Below are 18,933 nucleotides of genomic sequence, written 5' to 3' on the forward strand. Positions count from 1 at the left end.
TCCGATACATCGATATATGATATATCGACTCACGATACATCTTATATCGATATTGTATAATTATATTCCAAAATATGCAAGAGTAATTTAATAATTAAATATCCATTTATTTGAATTAAAAAATCATACCAATTTTCTGAATAATTTGTTAAAATATAGAAATATTAGCTCTTTTATAATGAAAGGAATGGTACATATGATAAATAAATTGAAAGAAAACATCGGATCTGTGTTTGTTGGTAAAGAAAATGTTATTGATCTACTGCTCGTTTCACTTCTTGCTGATGGACATGTACTACTCGAAGACGTGCCTGGTACTGGGAAAACGTTACTGGCGAAAACCATTTCAAAAAGTATTGGTGGTAGTTTTTCTCGCGTTCAATTTACCCCTGATGTACTTCCAAGTGATGTAACAGGTATTGAATACTTCAACCCAAAAACAAGCGAATTCGAATTAAGAATTGGACCAGTTATGACAAACATTTTGCTAGCAGATGAAATTAACCGTGCAATGCCGAGAACGCAGTCGAGTTTGTTAGAAGCGATGGAAGAACGACAAGTGACGCTGGAGAAGCAGTCAACTCCTCTTCCGAAACCGTTCTTTGTTATTGCGACGCAAAACCCAATTGAATCACAAGGGACTTTCCCTCTTCCAGATGCACAGCTTGATCGCTTTTTAATGACGATTTCAATCGGTCATCCAACTCCTAAAGATGAGTTACAAATGATGCGACGTTTTCGGAACGATTTACCATTAGAAAGTGTCACATCTGTCATCTCATTAGAATATATTTTAGAAGCTCAAAAACGAGTAAAAGAAATATTTGTTTCGGAACCGTTAGAACATTACATTATTAAACTTGCTCATGCTACAAGAAATCATGATTATATCGCTAACGGTGTAAGCCCACGTGCCACATTAGCTTTAGTACGTGCTGTTCAAGCTTTAGCCTTTTTACACGGGAGAGAATATTGCACACCAGAAGATATACAATTGTTAGTTCCTTCTGTTTGGAATCACCGTATCGTCTTATCAATGGAAGGTGCCCTGCGTACGACAAAGAATGATATTATGCAAAGTATTTTAAAAGAAGTTGACGTACCTGTGGAGATTGAACAAGCATGAATGGACAGCGTGTTGTAACTGTGCCTTTATTTTTTCAACTCCATATTATTCAACTAACCGTTCCAATCGCATTACTTTTCACATTCTTTTTCCCGCAACGAATGCTTATGTTTCTCTTTTTCTTCTATTATTTATTTGCGATTTTTATTTATAAATATGTCGCTTTCATAGAGAAGAAGTTTCAAATCATAAATGAGAAACAAACTACACGGATTTTTCCTGAGGAATCTGGACAGTTTTTTATTCATTTAAAAAATGGAGCCAGCATACCAATCGTTAATGGTGTTTGTTACTTTCATTTAAATTCGTCCCTTATACCGCATAAAGAGCAAGGCATTGAACAAATATCAAAAACGTTATTCTCTTTCCCATTTTCACAACCTGCACATTCGGCACAAAAATGGGGGTTAACATTAACCGCCACGAAGCGTGGTGTGTTTCAAATTGAACAATTTGAATGTGTATTAAAAGATCCATTTCATCTATTAACTGTACATTTACCTGTTTTTGATAAATTAAGGACTGAAATTATTGTGTATCCTTCTCCTAAAGAAGTAGCAGGTTTGCAAGAACTTCAGCAACTTTTGAATGGATCTTATCGAACGAATTTTTCTTTTTACAATGATGAAACATCTATTATCGGTGTAAAGCGATATGAGCGTGAGTCTTTCCGCTCTATTCATTGGAAGGCATCTGCTAAAATGCAACAATTACAGGCGAAGCAATATGAACCTGTAAAAAATTATAGTTGGACGATTTGTCTTTCTTTAGCTGCCGATCGTGGATTTGGTTGGAAAGATAATGTAGAAGAACTTATTTCATATGCAACATACATTTTCCAGTATGCAACGAAGCACCACATTCCGTTTGAATTGTTTATTAGTGTATTAGCAGAAGGCGGTGCATTACATGTACCGTTAAATGAAGGACAAACACAATATGCAAAAGCTTTAGAAGAATTAGCCCGTATTTCAGATGATAGTACGTTACTTCCAAAACAAGGATTCCTTCATTATGTAAAGAGAAAAAGAGAACGATCGTCTACAATGATATACATTGGTTTACAAAGAAATGAACTCCCTCTTCTCTCGCAGCCAACGTTTCTCATTACTAGTGAAGGGATGGTGGAACCAGTTGAAAACTTGGCTATATCACATTCATGATTTCATTCTGCTCCTTCTGCTTTCATTATTAACAGAAAGAGATGAACTAATTAGTATTGCAATATTTTTAACAACAGGCTATATTGGAGTATTTCTTATTCATAAATTTATGCAGAAAAAAACAACAGGATTTGTAATACTTTTAGTTCTTCAAATCGTTCTTTTCTCTTTATTTTTACCTTTTTCTCTATTTGGCACAATCATATTACCACTATTTTTCTTTATCGTACATGTGGTCGGACCTGGATATCCAGTTCAAAAATCTTTAGGTGGTATTGTATGGTTTGTCGTTTCAGCTATATTTTATGCACCCTTTCCACCGTTGTGGAAACTATTAATGTTAGCCTTGCATCTTATGATTACATTTTGGTTAACCGGGGCAAATCGCAAACAACAACTATTACGTTTTTCTTCTATCATTACGATTGGCTTAATGAGTATATTAATTGTTCAAGTATTTCCTTTCATTCGACTTATTTTTGGTTTTATAACGGAAGTAGTCGCATTAGGCTTCGGCTATGCTTTAATGCCATTAATTAAAGCAGCGGAATTAAAAGATACTGAAGATGTTTGGGCAAATAAAGGACTTCTCTTAAAACCAAAAATTGAAGACGGAAAAAAAATTCCTGATTTTGATCCAATACTCATAAATAGCACTACAATAATAGTCTGTACAGCTATCGCTATTTACGTCGTTTGGAAAATAGTAAAAAAACGAAAACATTTAAGTTTACCAAATATGCCCGCCTTCGAATCTACTATCATTACTGATAAAGAAGGAATGAGCCAAAATCGTTTTAAACGAAATAAACCGCCACATAACGAAATTCGGAAGGAAATTTTTAAGCTAGAGAGTAAGTTAACCCCTCCTTTAAATAGAAAACGGGGAGAAACTGTTGAGGCTTGGCTAGAAAGAATAAACGATGAAGAAGATGTAAATATTCAAAGTGATATTATTATAGATACTTATAATACGGTGCGTTATTCAAATAGTGCAAACACTGTACTTCTACATGAATTTAAGGAAGAGATTCATAAGCTTTATGCATATCAAAAAAGTTTGAAGAAATGAAAGAAATAACGTAACAAAAAGACTCCTATATTCATAGGAGTCTTTTTGTACTTCTACGTTGCTTTTTAAATGGAAGCATTCTTCCCTGCTTCAATTTCTAATGACTCTTCATGCCACCAAAGTGTTTCTTCAGGGTCTTCTTTAGCGATTTGGTGTGCTTCTTTTTTCGTTTCTACTGTAGGATATGAACCTTTTAGCGCACGCCCTGAAGTTGTAACGAATAGTACACTAAATACAACTAATCCAATAATACTTACACCTGCTAAATAAAATGCCGGTGCGAGCGGGTTACCAGTTGCATGAACTAAGTATGAACATACAAGCGGTGTTGTTCCACCGAATATCGATACAGAAATATTAAATGAGATCGAAAGTGCTCGATAACGTACATCAGTGAAAAAGAGTGATGGTAATAATGAAGGTAATGTTCCTTCATATACACTTAAGAAGAAACCTAGTACGAAAATACCTGCAAATATAGCTGCAATATGTCCGTTACCTATTAGTAAAAATGCTGGAATTGCAAATACAGTTAAACCAAGTAAACCAATTTGCACAACGCGTTTATTACCAATTTTATCACTTAATTTACCGAAATATAGTGCTAGTGGAATCATAAGTGCCATCGTAATAGAAATAATTAATAAGCCTGTTGTTTCTTCGACTTTAAGTACTTGAGTTAGATAAGAAGGAATATACGAAAGAATCATATAATTTGTAATATTAAAGAAGGCGACAATTACTGTGCTTAATAAGAAGTCTTTTTTGTGATATTTAATAATATCCATGAATGAAAATTGTTCATTGTCTTCAGATTCCTCTTGTGCTTTTTCCATCTCTTCAAAGATTGGAGATTCATCTAGATGACGGCGTAAGTATAAACCGACCAAACCAATTGGTGCAGCTATTAAGAACGGAATACGCCATCCCCAGCTGAGCATTTGCTCATCTGTTAACAATAACGTCAAAATGGTAACAATTACCGATGCAGCAATGTAACCTGAGAGTGTTCCAATTTCAAGACCACTACCGAGTATACCACGCTTTTTATCTGGAGAAGATTCTGCGATATAAACCATTGCTCCTGAATATTCGCCGCCTGTAGAGAAGCCTTGAATCATTCGGGCAACTAAAAGTAGTATTGGTGCCCATACACCAATTTGTTCATAGGTTGGTAGTAATGCGATGAATAATGTAGAAAGTGCCATTAAAATAATAGTAGTACTTAACACGATTTTTCGGCCGTACTTATCTCCTATTCTACCAAAGAATACACCTCCGATTGGTCGAACGAGAAAGGCTGCTGCAAATGTACCGAATGTAAGTACAAGTTGCAATCCACTATTATCAACACCAGAGAAGAATAATTGACTTAAAATTACCGCTAAATACGCGTATAATCCGAAGTCAAACCACTCCATTGCGTTCCCTATACCAGTAGCAATTACTGCTTTCCTGGCTTGTTTAGGATTAACAATATTAACGTCTTGAGGTTCAAAATTTAAATCATTATTTTGTTGCATATAATAAAACAGCTCCTTATTTAATTTAACTTCTTTAAGCACACCTTCTCTTATTGAATAAAATTAATTCGAAGCACTTAAGGAAAAGCAACGTCTCCTTATCTGTTATTATTATTTCACATAATTAATTATTTGTCCAATTAAATGCTCTTTTTATATAAAATTAAACCCTGTTTAACTTGTTATAGAATGACGTTCAGCTTATATAACACATACCTTTACACTACAAATGAAATTTTAATTTATTTATATCTATACGTTTCTGTAATTGCTTCCTTTAACCTAGAAATTAGTAACTTTTACTAAAGATTTGCATATATTTAAAAAGTGAACTCATTAGCTCGAATTTTGTCTTATTACATTCAACTATAGTATTATTATAGATTTAAAGGAGGCTATTTTATGTTGGAAATAATACTTTTACTTGCTACTGTTTCTTTTCTCTTCATTATTTCTGGATTTTTCATTACCTTAAAACAATATAAAGAAATAAAAAATATAAAGACTATATTAACTACAAAAAAAGAAAATGAGAAAACTACATCCAAAAACTCAATCCCTATGCAATTAGACCTGAGCGTTCTCAATAATTTACTCGCGTCTGGAATAAATAAAGGTTCCAATTCAAGTAATGAAAATTCTAAGTCTGATAAAACTAAATAGTCGTTACGTATATAATAAAATATATATCTCCTATTTTATCTAACCTTATTAATAACTACCTCTGATTCAAAAGGAGACTACTTATGTGTAAAAATCCGATTTCTATTATTATTCGTATACAGCATAACATAAAAGTTTTACCTGAAATTTTGAAAGCCTGTGAACAACTACAGCCTTTAGAAATTATCCTTACTATTAACGGATGTATCGATGATTCCATTGATATTGCACAATCTTACAATTGTAAAATTATCACACTAGAAGAACCGACAGAATCAAATAATTGTTATGTAATTGGTGCAAAAAAAGCAAAGGGTAAGTACCTCTTATTTTTAGATGCAAATTACATTATCCAATCTTCCTTACTTACACAATTTCTTCAACCATTACTAGACGAATCAGCTGACATAGTATTAAACAATTTAAATGACTTTTTTTATCAAAAGCAAAAGCCAACTATAGAAATGATTTGGCAGCAAGTTACGAATCATTTTTTTCATCGTCCAGATTTACATGTTAACTCACTATTATTTCCTCCCTATGCAATAACAAAAGAGATTCTTGATGCAATTACTCCAGAAAGTTTATTAAATCCGATATTGGCACAAATGAAAATTATTAAAAATAAATTTCGCATTAGCAATCATTTTAAAATTTCTATACCGCAAATTCCCTCCTTCCCCTCAAAACAACTCATTCGTTATCACCTAGAAGCAATTGAAAATTGGGTAAATATATTACAAAATTCAAGAGGAAACTATACTGATAATAATCGAAGGCGAGATATTATTTTAGAACTTCAAAACGGCGAACAAAGAGCTATACCCAAAATAATTACAGGTAAAAAGTTTTATTCAAATACTTATGGAAATAAACAATTATCCATCATTATCCCTGTTCAAAATGAAGAAAAAACGATAGAATCTATCATTTTTGAGGTTCAGAAATTAAAACCTTTAGAAATCATCATTATTGTTAATGGATCAACAGATAAAACAGAGGAATTGGCGAAGAATTGCGGTGCAACAGTTATTACTTACAAAGAAGCACTCGGCATTGATACCGGACGTGCCGTTGGTGCATATTTTGCAAAAGGTGATATATTATTATTTATTGATGGTGATTTCTTAATTCCTAGTTCTGATTTATTACCATTTGTACAATCTGTTCAAAATGGAACCGATTTAGCTTTAAATAAATTAGAGCACTACTACATGTATCGTGTTCCTTATACTATCGTAACTGCATGTAAGCATGTTGTTAATTTAGCATGTAATCGAAAAGATTTAGGTATGGGCTCCACAACTGCTGTCCCTCATGCTTTTAGTCGAAAATGCATTGATACAATTGGGTTTGATTCTCTTCTTTCACCAACCTTAAGTCAAGTTAAAACAATTTTAGCAGGATTGCATGTACAAAATGTTCATTCTATCGACGTTGACAAGATAAATCGAATTCGACCAGAAAAACACTTCTCGCAGGAAGGCTACCTTTCATTAGCAACGCAACAAATCATTGGTGATCATATAGAAGCAATTTCTTACCTCATTGAACAAAAAAGAAACACTGAATACTTTTAATTGTATATTCTTACCACCAAATAATATATGAATTCATTTTAAATATATAGCAAAATAAAAAAGATGGTTGTAACCATCTTTTTTATTTTTACATTAGATCAAAAGAAAAGTAGCAGGCAGGCTTTTCATTTCTGTATCTTTCTTAAGAAGTTTGAAAATAGAGGCTTGTTAATGAAGAGTCAACACTTAAATCATCTTTTAGTGCAATTGAGAAACATGCAACTAATGGTAAAGTAATAACAATTGATCCACTAGGACTAATTACAATAGTAGGACTTGTCCCACATGTGCCTCCACAATCGACTACTGCATCAATTCCACTACCAGGGGTAATTGTAATTTTAAGACACACATCTAAACAAACATTATTCGTAGTACATGCCATAACTCTCCCTCCTTTCTTTTAACAATATATGCAGTTAATTAAATTCGGACACAACTCTCTTACTAAGTCTTATAAATTAGATGTTATTTTATTATTAACTGCATAGAAAATTAACGTTTTATTAAACTATCTAAATCAACTAAAAAACTCAAATCATCCTTTACTGAAATAGAAACACATGCAATAAACGGTATTACATTAAAATTAGATAAACATTCATCATTGCACCTTACGAATATTTCTGCCCCACCATTTGGATTGACTTTAGTTTCTAAAGAAATATGAAAACAACTTTTATTGATGCAAGACAAGATATTCCCTCCTTTCTTATATCTAATATCAATTTATCCCAAAATAAAAATACCGTTACAACTTTATTTACTCTTTACCTTCCATACTTAAAATAAAAAAGATAAAAGCTTCTTCATATATATAAAGAAGCCTTTACCTTTTAGTTACTTGTTCATTTACTATCAGTCAGTGAAACATGCTCTTCACTTGTACCTGAGCTAAAAATAATAAAAATTTTTGATTTTAGTTTCATTGCAATACTAAATATCGTCAAGTTGCATAAATGAAATGTTTAAGTTACTCATTCAATAGACAAATTTACCTTTTAAAATAAATCTTTAAAATCCTTATTCTTCAATAAATATGAAAGTCCTTCTAAATGATCCCCAGTAATTCTCAATACAGCTGGTGGATGTCCTATCGTCGCAAAATGCTCTTGTGGCCGAATGCGATTTGGTTTCATTACATCTACAAAATGGACACATTCGACTTTATACCCTTCTAATATTGCCTTTACTTGTGCAACACACGCTGTGTGAAGAGTGTCCCAGCCAATTCCCTCTAAACATTTTCTACTAATAGCATGGGGAACAGCAATTGTAGATCCTACCCCTAAATCTTTACGGTTACAAGCAATATTCAACATATATTTATATAAACTTACAATATATAGAGGAAATCTAAGATTTAAATTTAAATCATTTAAAACCATATCAACACCATCCGCAACAGCTTGCGTTAACGGATGAAGATCTTTTGCTGGAATAGCAAAATCAGCATCAATAAAGAGAAGTATATCTCCTGTCGCTTCTTGTGCACCAATTGCCCGTCCTACATCATGCCCTAATCTTTCTTCATAAACAATTACTGTTGCCCCTGATTGCTTAGCAATTGCTTCTGTTTGATCTGTTGACCCATTAATGACAACAATTATTTCTTTCGGTTCAATTTTTCTTGCCTCAAGAATAACTTCTTTAATCGTTGATTCTTCATTTTGTGCTGGTATAATAATTGATAACTGTTTTCCATTATAAATAGAGGAATTCATTCCCCATCCTTTATGGAAACGTGAATAATTCTTTTGTTTTTTTAACTGCTCTATAATTTCTCTTTTTCTTCCTCCATCTGTATAATTACCTCTATCATCTTTTCGTTGTAACCAACTCTCCAAAGCTTTTATATTTTCTTTAATCTCATATACTTCTAATTTAGTTAATCCATTTTTATAGAAAGAGGTTTTGTTTGCAGGCATATTATTCAAGGAGGTGTTAGTGATGGCTGACGAGGATTGTAGTCGCCACCCTTTCTCAATAAGAGTTACTTGGGACAGAATAGGGTTCTGCAAGATATCATATCCAATGTCTTCAATTGCTTTTTTAGTAATAGCATATGGCATAGATAACATCGAATCATATTTTAAATCCATACGCCCCAATACATCGTTTACTATTTTTCTATACACCATAGCAATGCTTGGCCATTCTACTCTCATCTTTTCAAAACAAACCGAGTCTATATTATTTAAAATTACATCCTGTTCCTTTTTTAGTAGCGGTTCTATAAATCGTTCTAATTCTACCGAAAAAATAACATCTTCTCCATTTAAAAATAAGACTACATCACCATTGGCGACTTTTGCCCCATGAACTGGTGCTTTCCATTTACTTTTCTCCTCAATCACAACAACGTTACTTTCAACAAATGTTGGTATAGATTGTATCGCACTCATTCTATCATCAGCTACAATAATAATTTCTAGTGGTTTTATATGCTGCACTTTATTTAAAATTTGATTCAATTTTGATTTTTCTTCTCCTAAAACTATAACAACTGATAGGTCCACTTCTTTTTGTTCTTCTTTTACAGTCTGATTAGGTTTTACTTTTTTTATATATTCAATTGTTTCACCCTTCCCTACAGCTGCATGCCCTGCTTTTTTATCAAAATATAAGTCAATTATAATTTGATTTACTTCCGTGTCTTTATCAAGTTGCTCTAATTCGGAAATAAATGGTAGCAAATGATTTTGCACATCAAATTCACACGCGAAATTTTGCAAAAAATAAATATTCGGTACATATTTAATGTGATTAAAAAATTTCACAACATTAATTCTTTCACTAAATTTCTCTTCAACTTCTTCTCTTGATAAATTTGGATAAGACAAATCGAAAACTAGATTTATTGGTACAGGTATCCATTTTAATAAATTTGTTTGAGGATTATTAATGAAAGCTGTGGAGCCCTTAACGAATCCAGCTAAAATTAAAGACATAAATCCTCCCCCAGAACTGCCATAAAACAACACATTTTTCGAATCAACTTTTAACTTTACAAATACTATTTCTAAAATATTTGCTATATCTTGTAAATAAAATCTATTTAACTCTCCCTGTCCCCAACCTAAAGATAATTTTCCAAGATATAACGTAGGGTCATTATAATATATAACAGTATCTTCAAATTCATCCATCCAAGAATGTCGATGAAAAATAGGTGGACCAATTGGCTGTTCTTGAAACCCACCTGCTCCGGATCCAAAAACAATAGTGTTAGAAGCATCGGGCTTAATACGAATTAAAAATTCATACGTTACTTTATCCCAATCAACCTTGAGTATAAATGGTTCTGTAATTTGAAAATCCATTTGCCATAATTGTTCATATGAAATGTTAATTATTTTATACTGGTCTAACAGTTTAATCACCCTTTCCATCCATTTCGAGTTGTTCTATCAAGTAAGAGAGAGCTTCAACGTGATCACCAATGATTCTTAATACTGCTGGAGGATGCCCATTGTGACTTACATTTTCCTTTAAACGAATTCTATTCGGTTTTACAACATCAACGTAATGTACACATTCTACTCTATACCCTTGTAATATTGCTTTTACTTGTGCAATGCTAGGGCATAGTAAGCTTTCCCAGCCTATTGCATCTAAACATGATCTACTCATAGCATGTGGAATTGCTACTAATGAGCCATTGCTTAATTCTGGACGATTATATGCTAAATTAAGCATATATTTTACGACGTCTACAACATAAAACGGAGGGTGTAACATCGGATTCAAATCATTTAATGCTATGTCTACACCAGCTGAAACTGCTTTTGTAAAATGATGCAAATTACTTCCTGAAACACTAAAATCACCATCAATAAATAAAAGAATATCTCCTGTAGCTTCAAGCGCTCCAATAGCACGTCCAACATTATGACCAAGTCGTTCGTTATATTCAATAATAGTAACACCAAGTCTTTTAGCAATATTAGCCGTTTGATCTGTCGAACCATTTACAACGACGATGATTTCTAGTGGTTCTATTTTTCTCGCCTCAAGTATTACTTGTTCTATAGTCTCTTCTTCATTTTGTACCGGTATAATGACAGAAAGTTGCTTCCCATCATAAATTGAAGAATGCATTCCCCACCCTTGATGATAGGAAGGGTATCGCTTACATTCACCTAGTTTTTGAACAATATCTCTTCTTTTTCCTGCATCAGTAAACCCTACTCTTCTTCCTTTTTTCTCTATCCATTTAGCTATACCGCGTAAATATCTTTCTACTTTCTCTTTTTCATTTTTGGATAACTCTTTTTTTATTAAATATCCTCCTTCCTCTATAGTCTCATCTTTAGATAACGTATTGATTGCATATTGATCGTTAATCCGCCACCCTTGATTCACAATCTTCATATGAGATAGAACGATATCTTCCATATAATTAAAGCCGATATTTTCCACTACTTCCTTCGTAAGCGCATATGGTAACGAAAGTATTGAATTGCTTTTTAAATCTGGTCGACTTAAAATTTCATTTAACATTTTTCTCCATACAATATCCATATTTGGACATTTACCTATTTCTATCAATTTATCTATTTTATTTAAAACTACATCGGCTTGATTTGTAACAATTGGCTCAATAAATCTCTGCATTTCATTTGTGGATAATAAAAAATTACTATCTACAAATAACAATACATCTCCTTTTGCTGCCTTTACAGAAGCTTCATACCCATCATAATACGTACTATATTTATCCATCAAAACAATATGGCATTTATGTTTCTTTGCTATTTCATACAAATTACTTCTATCGTTAGGAACGAAAATTATAATTTCAAGAGGATTTAGCTTCCATATAGATTGAATTGACTCTTCTAATATTTGCTCTCTTTCACTGTACAAAATAATAACCGTTAACGATTTCATTACACGCCCCCTTTACACATCATGTGACATAAAATATTAAGTATTACCATTTCCTATGAATTTGCTACTTTATTAACATATTCAAAAGTGAATTATACTGTGTGAAAACAAACGTCTATTTTTAAAAATATAATTCTGCACTTACCTCCTTTCTCTTATCATTGTTTGTTACAACTCTCACCATAAAAAACAAAAAAAGTCCTAATTTCTTTAGGACTTTTTTAAATAAATTTATCAATATTATTAATTTTATATACTACCTTTTTCCATGTTATACCGCGATCTTTTGTAGTAAATATTCCTTTTTTATTACACGCCCAACCTTTACGCCGATTAAAAAAATGCAAACAAAATACATTTTTTAACAATGGATTGCTTGATACTTTAATCCATTTTGCTCCTTTTTTTATTATTTGATACACACTTCCATTTTCACTATTTATAACCCAGCCATAATAGGAACTAAAAAACGAAACAGCCACTTTACTAGTATTTATTGTTTTATTTGAAATATGCCACGAATTCCCCTTATCAAATGAGTAATTCATTAAAAATACATCATCATTCTTTTTAGTTGGTATTACTAATAAGTTATTTTTATAGATTGCTTTATAAGCCATAGCAGTCCCATTATTAATTCCTTCAAGACTTGGAATATCTTTTATAGGATGCCAACTTTCCCCACCATTTATTGTTTTAAATACCGTTGATGTTTCATAATGTTTTTGTAATGAAATAAACCCAATTAGATCGTTTATAAATGTTATCCCTGAAATACTATCACTAATACTTATATTTTTTATTACTTTCCAAACTTTCCCTTTCGTTTTCAAATAGTATAAATTATGTTCAAATTTATTTGATGCAAGCTTTCTAGATAATACAATCCATATACTATCCATATTCGTAGCATGCAATTGTACTTGAACATCAGTCGATTTCTCCCAATCTTCTTCAACCGGTAAAATAAACTCACTCCACCTTTCTCCTCTATTAACTGTATAAAATATAGCTGGCAATAAATCGTCATTCTTTTTTGTTAAACCATATGCCCAAGAGCTTCGAGCGTTTATTGGATACCCAAATAATACAATTGAATTAAGAGGATTGACAACATCCCATTCTACTCCTCTATTTTGAGTATATAAGATAGCCTGCTTTTTATTTGTATATTGAATACTAGCCCAACCATATTTATCCGTTCTCATTTGTAAAGAAGTAAATTGAATATCATTATTTTCCAATATATCACCTGTTATGAAGTGACCTTTGTCAATAGTTTTTCACCCATAATATTTTTCTTGATGGCATACAAAAGCTTCAGAAATAAGATCTATCGACAGTTAACCACTCTGTTATTCGTGGATTGGTTACCTCAGGTTAATGGTTCGTCGTTAGGCTCTTATAATCTCACTGCGTGGATCACACCTTTTCAAATTCTAATAAATAGCTTGTTTATCAGAATTTCAGCCATGCCAGAAGAGGTGAGTCATAGATAGCCAGACCTGTAATTCACTATCTCTGAAGCTCATCTATGCCATCAATTGATACCTTTGGTTTCTAACTATGAATGAATCAATCAACTTCATATCCTTCCCTCTTTATTTTCGGTGAATTTTACCTGTTTCTAATCCCCATATAAAACACCCCAGTTCTCTTGCGATAGCTGTAACGGCAACATTTCTAGGTTTCCCTTGATATATCATGCGATAATATTTTCTTTGTAACCTTTCTACAGCCTGATCCGCATAAGCAATCACTTCGCTTCGTTGCCCTTTTTGTCTTGCTTTCACTCGCTTCGATTTTAATCCGATTGTTCCTTTTACCAACGCATTTGCACATTCTACAAGAGTAGACCTAACGGTCGAATTTCCTTGTTTTGTAATCGAACGTCGACTGATTTTTTCTCCACTTGAGCTTTCGCTTGGTGTCAATCCTACATAAGCCATAAATGCTTTAGCCGTGGGAAAACGAGTGAAGTCTGCAATTTCCACATGAACAGTCATTGCCGATGTTGTATCTATACCTTTTAAGCATCTTAAATTTGCGATTGGTTCTTCGTACCTTTCACGATGAGATAATTCTTCTAATCTCAGACTGAACCGCTCAATTTTATCGACTAGAACATCATACTGTAATAGGTATTCGCCTAACGTTTCTTTGAATAATCCTTGTAGATCAAGATTCTTTAACCATTTCATATAAGCGATTGTCCAGCTTGATTTCCCTTCATACACATAGCCATGCCTTAAAAGGAATGCTTTTATCTGTTGTTTTATTTTTTTCAAAGATGTTTTAAAATCACCTAACATGCGGATATACTCTTTCACGGCAACATCCTCTTCTTCTGGAACATATACTTCTTTATAGGTGCCATTTGCTAAATTAAGAGCAATCATTTTGGCATCGAATTTATCATTTTTAACCATTTTATTTTTTGATGAACTGTACATTGTTGTGGGAGCTAAAATATCACAATCAATTCCATTTTGTTCAAGAAGATTATGAAGTGAATACCCTAAACAACCAGCCTCATATCCAGCTTTAATTTTTATATCTTCACCATATTTTGTTTTCAGTTTCTCAACGAATTTTTTTACGAGAGATACATTTGAAGCACATCGTGCTTCTCTTACAATTTCCCCAGTTGTTCCGTGTAGTGCACATAAGCTAAAACTTTCCTTGTGGACATCCATCCCAATATAGATTATATTTTCCATAGTGGCCTCCTATTATCATAGGGTATAACCCCATTCATAATGTTTTCATTCATTATTATGGGTTAAAATCCCTGACTTGATAATCTAGGAGGTCGCTTCATATTATCTCATTCTTATTATTTATATATTCGTATGCTATTATTTTCAAAACGTTCTATCATTAGTTATTTAAACCGTAAGGTAAGCACCCAGCGCCTTTTTGTATTTCTACAATAGGTTTCCAAATACTCCCTCCCAAACCGTACGTACCCCTCTCGAGGTATACGGCTTTCCACCTATCCATCTAATCTTCCTGCGTGTAGGTCTCGATGGCATTTTTCACATAGAGCTAACGTTTTTCGCTGTCTGGCTATCATTTGTTGTTCCCATAGCTTTTTCCCCTTTAAGTCTTTTAACTTTCTTATGTGATGAATATGAATTTTAATTCCTTTTGACTCACACCATTCACATTTTTCAGCCAAAAGTCTTTCAGTTAGGCTAGTTCGCCATGTGTATGTTAATGTATTGGGAATTTCATCAATATTTATATTTTTATCTTTAATACTCTTGACCCACTGAAATCCCTCATGATATAAGAATCGTGTTTTCATTCCATTTTTAGTTTTATATGTAACAGCGAATTTTCCATTAATGTTATATTTTTTACGTATTTTACCGATTGATGTTTTATATTTGGCCGCGAAAGTTTTATACATGCTATATTCCATAATGTATTTAAAGTTATTGAGAGTACTTACATTACAGGCTAGTTTGAAATAGTTATACAGTCCTCTAATTTCAGCATTATATATACTTAAAATTTCAAGGTCGTCTTTAGTGATTAAGTAAGCCCTATGTTTAGGTTTCCATGTATTCTCTTTTGTAATAAAAAGAACATCTAAAGCTAGTAACTTCTCAAACCATATGTCTTTAGATAGTTGTAAATGACATACTCCTAGCTGCGTTCTTCTAAGATAACCTCTTTTCGTTTTCTTTACTTGTAAGGAGCGATTTATTTTAATATCATAACTGAGAAATTTAGCTGCTTTACTACTATGCGTGATAAGAGTTTTATCTAGGGATAGCTCAAGACCGAGGTGATTTCGAAGAAATTTATGTATATCTTCTTTGAGTCGTATAGCCTCTTCTTTACTCCCTATTACTCCTAGAATAAAATCATCTGCGTATCTGACGTACTGTAGCCTTTTATAGTTTTCATCCATTGGTTCGCCCTGAGATATAGCTCTTTTCATACTTGATATTTCTTTACATTTTTTCTTAATTTCTTGTTTCTTTTTCTCATCTAATGTATGCCAATGTTCTCTACATTTCCTTTTCAATGTCATTTCTCTGGCATGCAACGTCCCATACTGCTTTGTTTGTCGTCTTTTCTGTCCCCTATCAAAATTAAGTTTATATTTTTCAATATATGTATCTAATTCATTTAGATATATATTGGCAAGAATAGGGCTGATAATTCCACCTTGCGGAGTTCCACTATATGTATTGTGAAATACCCAATTTTCCATATACCCAGCTCTCAGAAACTTCCAGATTAGGTTAATAAATTTTTCATCCTTAATATTTCTACGCAATAGTTTAATGAGTATATGGTGATGAATATGGTCGAAAAAACTTTTGATATCTCCTTCAATAAACCATTTGACTCCATTGAAGGTATTTTTACACTGCATTAAAGCAGTGTGGCAGCTTTTATTTGGACGAAATCCGTGAGAAGATGTAGAGAAATGCTTCTCGTAAATAGCTTCAAGTATGTTTTTTACTATTTCTTGTATGAGCTTATCCTCAAATGAAGGTATTCCCAATGGCCGTTTATTTCCATTTCTTTTAGGAATATATACTCGTTTAACCGGTGTAGGCTGATACGTTTGTGCTTTAAGCTGGCTAATTAACTCAGCAATTCGGTCCACATTCATTCCATCTATCGTTTTGTCATTTACTCCCGCTGTAAGATTCCCTTCTTTCGCATACATCTTCTGATAGGCCAAATAATAAAATTCTGGGTTATAGAGATTGCGATATAACTTTTCAAATACGTAATGCTCTTTTGTTGCATGGGAAGATAGATTATCTAAAACTATTTTTGGATTTCTCATAGCGTCTCACACACTTTCCAATTTTGTTTTAAGATAGAATAGGCTGTTTCCCTTCGCCATGTATTAGGCTTTCCCCAACTCAGACTACTACGAAAACTCCGTTACCTTGTCAATTTTTCATGAGTCACACTTCTTGGCAGTGCCTTGAAGTCATTCTCAATAGCCTGTAATAATATTAGGCATTTTGATTTAGGTAATCCCCGTTTATCACTTTAACAACTGGCTTTCTACAATATCGGGTGTGACTTTCGCCTTTTTCCTCTTATGGAGGATGGGTGGTCCTGGATCACTAGGATTAAGAACGCGGACGGTATTCTTTTCCCTGCATAGAGTTTGGTTCCAACTCTATTGGGACCATGTAACGTTTCTAACTATCTTTCGCTACTAGCGACATTATACTCCCTCAGGCTATCATTCAAGCAGTTTAGCTTTCATCCTTGTTTGTAGTATTTCACCTTGCTCTTCAGTCTTGACGGGATAGTTCGCCAACTTAGAGCTTTATCAACATGCTATTGTCCCCTTCCGATTTCTCTTTCAGGTTAGTTGATTGATGATAGGGTATACATGTGATCTTTCCCTACATTAGTGCCACCTAATGATTTGTTAAAGCGACCCTACGGGCGCACACCCGCTTTATCTACTATCTTTATACTTACTTTCCCTTTTCTTCACCACTCAAATATAACGAAATTCCTTCTATTTTTCCGTTATCATATACAAACGACTGTATTTTACAAAATTCAACTATAAAAAATGCACCCCAATTGTAAACTATCCCCAACAATTAGAGTGCACTTTATATAAAATATAGCTTTAATTTTTAAGCACTTACTACAGCAGCAACTTTATCTAAACAAATAATAAACTGATTCATAAATGCGTCAATTTCCTCTTTCGTAATAATATACGGCGGAAGTAATCGAATAATATTCCCTTTTGTTACATCGACTAACATTCCTTTATTCATTAGCTCAACCTGTAATTTCTTCACATTTTCATTCGTATCATTCAGACTAATTCCAAACATCATGCCAGCATGACGCACTTCCTGTATATAATAAGAATTTTCTTTCTGAATGTCTTGCAGTTTGTCATTCAAATATAGTGACGTTTCATAAGCTTCTTGCATTAACCCATCATCAAGTAATGTATTTAATACCGTTAAACCTAAAGCTGTTCCCATTGATGAATGAGCAAACGTTGTCCCGTGATCTCCTGGTGAAAATACATCACATAACTTTTCACCTACAATAATCCCTCCTAGCGGTATCCCACCTCCTGCTCCTTTACCAATTTGAATAATGTCCGGTGTGATATTAAAATTTTGATAAGCAAATAGTTTTCCCGTTCGACCCATACCACTTTGAACTTCATCAACGACAAGAAGTACATTATATTTTTCACATAAATTTTGAACACCATGCAAATATTTACTTGATAAAGGATAAATTCCCCCACTGCCTAAAACAGGCTCTAGCATAATCGCAATTGGTTTTTCTTTAATAATGGTCTCCTCTAATTGGTCTATATTCTCACGCTCTACTTCGTATACAGGAATAGATGTTTTAGGGAAATTTTGATATACCTTTTCTTGTCTCGTAAAATGTAGTGCCCCTAACGTCCTCCCGTGAAAACTATCTTTTAACACAACTACTCCGTCACGCTCTTCATTCGCAATAGATCTATATTTATCAATTAATTTTAATGTCGTTTCTGTCGCTTCCGTACCAGAGTTTGTAAAAAAGACTTTTCCGCTTTTTAAAGTACACTCTACTAATTTCTTTGCATACTCAATTGCAACTGGGTTTAAGAAATGAAACGGTAAATGCAACGATTTCACAACTTGCTCCATTGTCGTTTGTACAATTTTAGGATGATTGTATCCTAGTACATTTACTCCTACGCCAGAAAATAAATCTAAATACTCTTTACCATCTACATCATATAGTTTACATCCTTCTCCTCTTTCCATTGCAACCTCTGTCCGACAATATGTAGACATCATATATTCTTTATCTAATTGAAACCAATCCGACATGTTAAATTCCTCCTAGTTATTTTTCCTTTTTTAACGTTTATTCTCTATATAATCGTTTA

Annotated in this window: 14 protein-coding genes; 5 read left to right on the forward strand and 9 right to left on the reverse strand. The window is 33.0% G+C overall.

All coding sequences use genetic code 11. From position 1 onward, the window contains the following. Nucleotides 1-196 precede the first annotated feature (196 nt). The 3 genes from MHH55_RS09050 to MHH55_RS09060 are packed head-to-tail and all read left to right on the forward strand — an operon-like array spanning nucleotide 197 to nucleotide 3,361. Nucleotides 197-1,126 (forward strand): AAA family ATPase, encoded by a 930-nt coding sequence (locus tag MHH55_RS09050; RefSeq protein ID WP_078187949.1) that lies wholly within the window; start codon nucleotides 197-199, stop codon nucleotides 1,124-1,126. After that, on the forward strand, nucleotides 1,123-2,289 hold the full coding sequence (locus MHH55_RS09055; protein ID WP_001014398.1) for a DUF58 domain-containing protein: 1,167 nt from the start codon (nucleotides 1,123-1,125) through the stop codon (nucleotides 2,287-2,289). Before MHH55_RS09050 ends, MHH55_RS09055 begins: the two co-directional genes overlap by 4 nt. Beyond that, the gene (locus MHH55_RS09060; protein ID WP_048538281.1) at nucleotides 2,261-3,361 is read left to right on the forward strand and encodes a DUF4018 domain-containing protein; all 1,101 of its coding nucleotides are present in this window, start codon (nucleotides 2,261-2,263) and stop codon (nucleotides 3,359-3,361) included. Before MHH55_RS09055 ends, MHH55_RS09060 begins: the two co-directional genes overlap by 29 nt. A 65-nt stretch (nucleotides 3,362-3,426) precedes the next feature. On the opposite strand, the gene MHH55_RS09065 is transcribed toward MHH55_RS09060, so the two are convergent. Continuing rightward, nucleotides 3,427-4,884: an MFS transporter gene (locus MHH55_RS09065; RefSeq protein ID WP_001186926.1), complete on the reverse strand. Its 1,458-nt coding sequence runs from the start codon at nucleotides 4,882-4,884 to the stop codon at nucleotides 3,427-3,429. Between the two features lie 402 nt (nucleotides 4,885-5,286). On the opposite strand from MHH55_RS09065, the gene MHH55_RS09070 reads away from it, so the two are divergent. Further along, nucleotides 5,287-5,547, forward strand: a complete 261-nt coding sequence (locus MHH55_RS09070) for a hypothetical protein (protein ID WP_000889743.1) — start codon at nucleotides 5,287-5,289, stop codon at nucleotides 5,545-5,547. Nucleotides 5,548-5,630: 83 nt separating this feature from the next. Next, nucleotides 5,631-7,127 carry a glycosyltransferase family 2 protein gene (locus tag MHH55_RS09075; RefSeq protein WP_000335245.1) on the forward strand — a complete coding sequence of 499 codons (1,497 nt, stop codon included), beginning with the start codon at nucleotides 5,631-5,633 and terminating at the stop codon, nucleotides 7,125-7,127. A gap of 142 nt (nucleotides 7,128-7,269) precedes the next feature. On the opposite strand, the gene MHH55_RS09080 is transcribed toward MHH55_RS09075, so the two are convergent. The 8 genes from MHH55_RS09080 to MHH55_RS09115 all read right to left on the reverse strand — a co-directional run bounded on the left by MHH55_RS09080 (nucleotide 7,270) and on the right by MHH55_RS09115 (nucleotide 18,874). Next, complete coding sequence (locus tag MHH55_RS09080; protein WP_000752474.1) at nucleotides 7,270-7,512, reverse strand: hypothetical protein; 243 nt, start codon at nucleotides 7,510-7,512, stop codon at nucleotides 7,270-7,272. 110 nt (nucleotides 7,513-7,622) lie between these two features. Continuing rightward, complete coding sequence (locus MHH55_RS09085) at nucleotides 7,623-7,823, reverse strand: hypothetical protein (RefSeq protein ID WP_001277646.1); 201 nt, start codon at nucleotides 7,821-7,823, stop codon at nucleotides 7,623-7,625. Between the two features lie 305 nt (nucleotides 7,824-8,128). Next, nucleotides 8,129-10,450: a glycosyltransferase gene (locus MHH55_RS09090; protein WP_139362531.1), complete on the reverse strand. Its 2,322-nt coding sequence runs from the start codon at nucleotides 10,448-10,450 to the stop codon at nucleotides 8,129-8,131. Nucleotides 10,451-10,502: 52 nt separating this feature from the next. Continuing rightward, nucleotides 10,503-12,020 carry a glycosyltransferase gene (locus MHH55_RS09095; RefSeq protein ID WP_078187724.1) on the reverse strand — a complete coding sequence of 506 codons (1,518 nt, stop codon included), beginning with the start codon at nucleotides 12,018-12,020 and terminating at the stop codon, nucleotides 10,503-10,505. 221 nt (nucleotides 12,021-12,241) lie between these two features. Next, nucleotides 12,242-13,264, reverse strand: coding sequence for a hypothetical protein (locus MHH55_RS09100; protein WP_078187726.1), 1,023 nt, complete (start codon nucleotides 13,262-13,264; stop codon nucleotides 12,242-12,244). Nucleotides 13,265-13,621: 357 nt separating this feature from the next. Next, entirely contained in the window at nucleotides 13,622-14,740 is a 1,119-nt protein-coding gene (locus MHH55_RS09105; RefSeq protein ID WP_340880263.1) for an IS110 family transposase, read from the reverse strand. Nucleotides 14,741-15,015: 275 nt separating this feature from the next. Next, on the reverse strand, nucleotides 15,016-16,836 hold the full coding sequence (locus tag MHH55_RS09110; protein ID WP_078186893.1) for a reverse transcriptase/maturase family protein: 1,821 nt from the start codon (nucleotides 16,834-16,836) through the stop codon (nucleotides 15,016-15,018). A gap of 820 nt (nucleotides 16,837-17,656) precedes the next feature. Next, entirely contained in the window at nucleotides 17,657-18,874 is a 1,218-nt protein-coding gene (locus MHH55_RS09115; protein WP_001286473.1) for an aspartate aminotransferase family protein, read from the reverse strand. Nucleotides 18,875-18,933: the final 59 nt, after the last annotated feature.

Origin of the sequence: Bacillus sp. FSL K6-2944, assembly GCF_038005385.1 — a bacterium.
Lineage (GTDB): Bacteria > Bacillota > Bacilli > Bacillales > Bacillaceae_G > Bacillus_A > Bacillus_A cereus.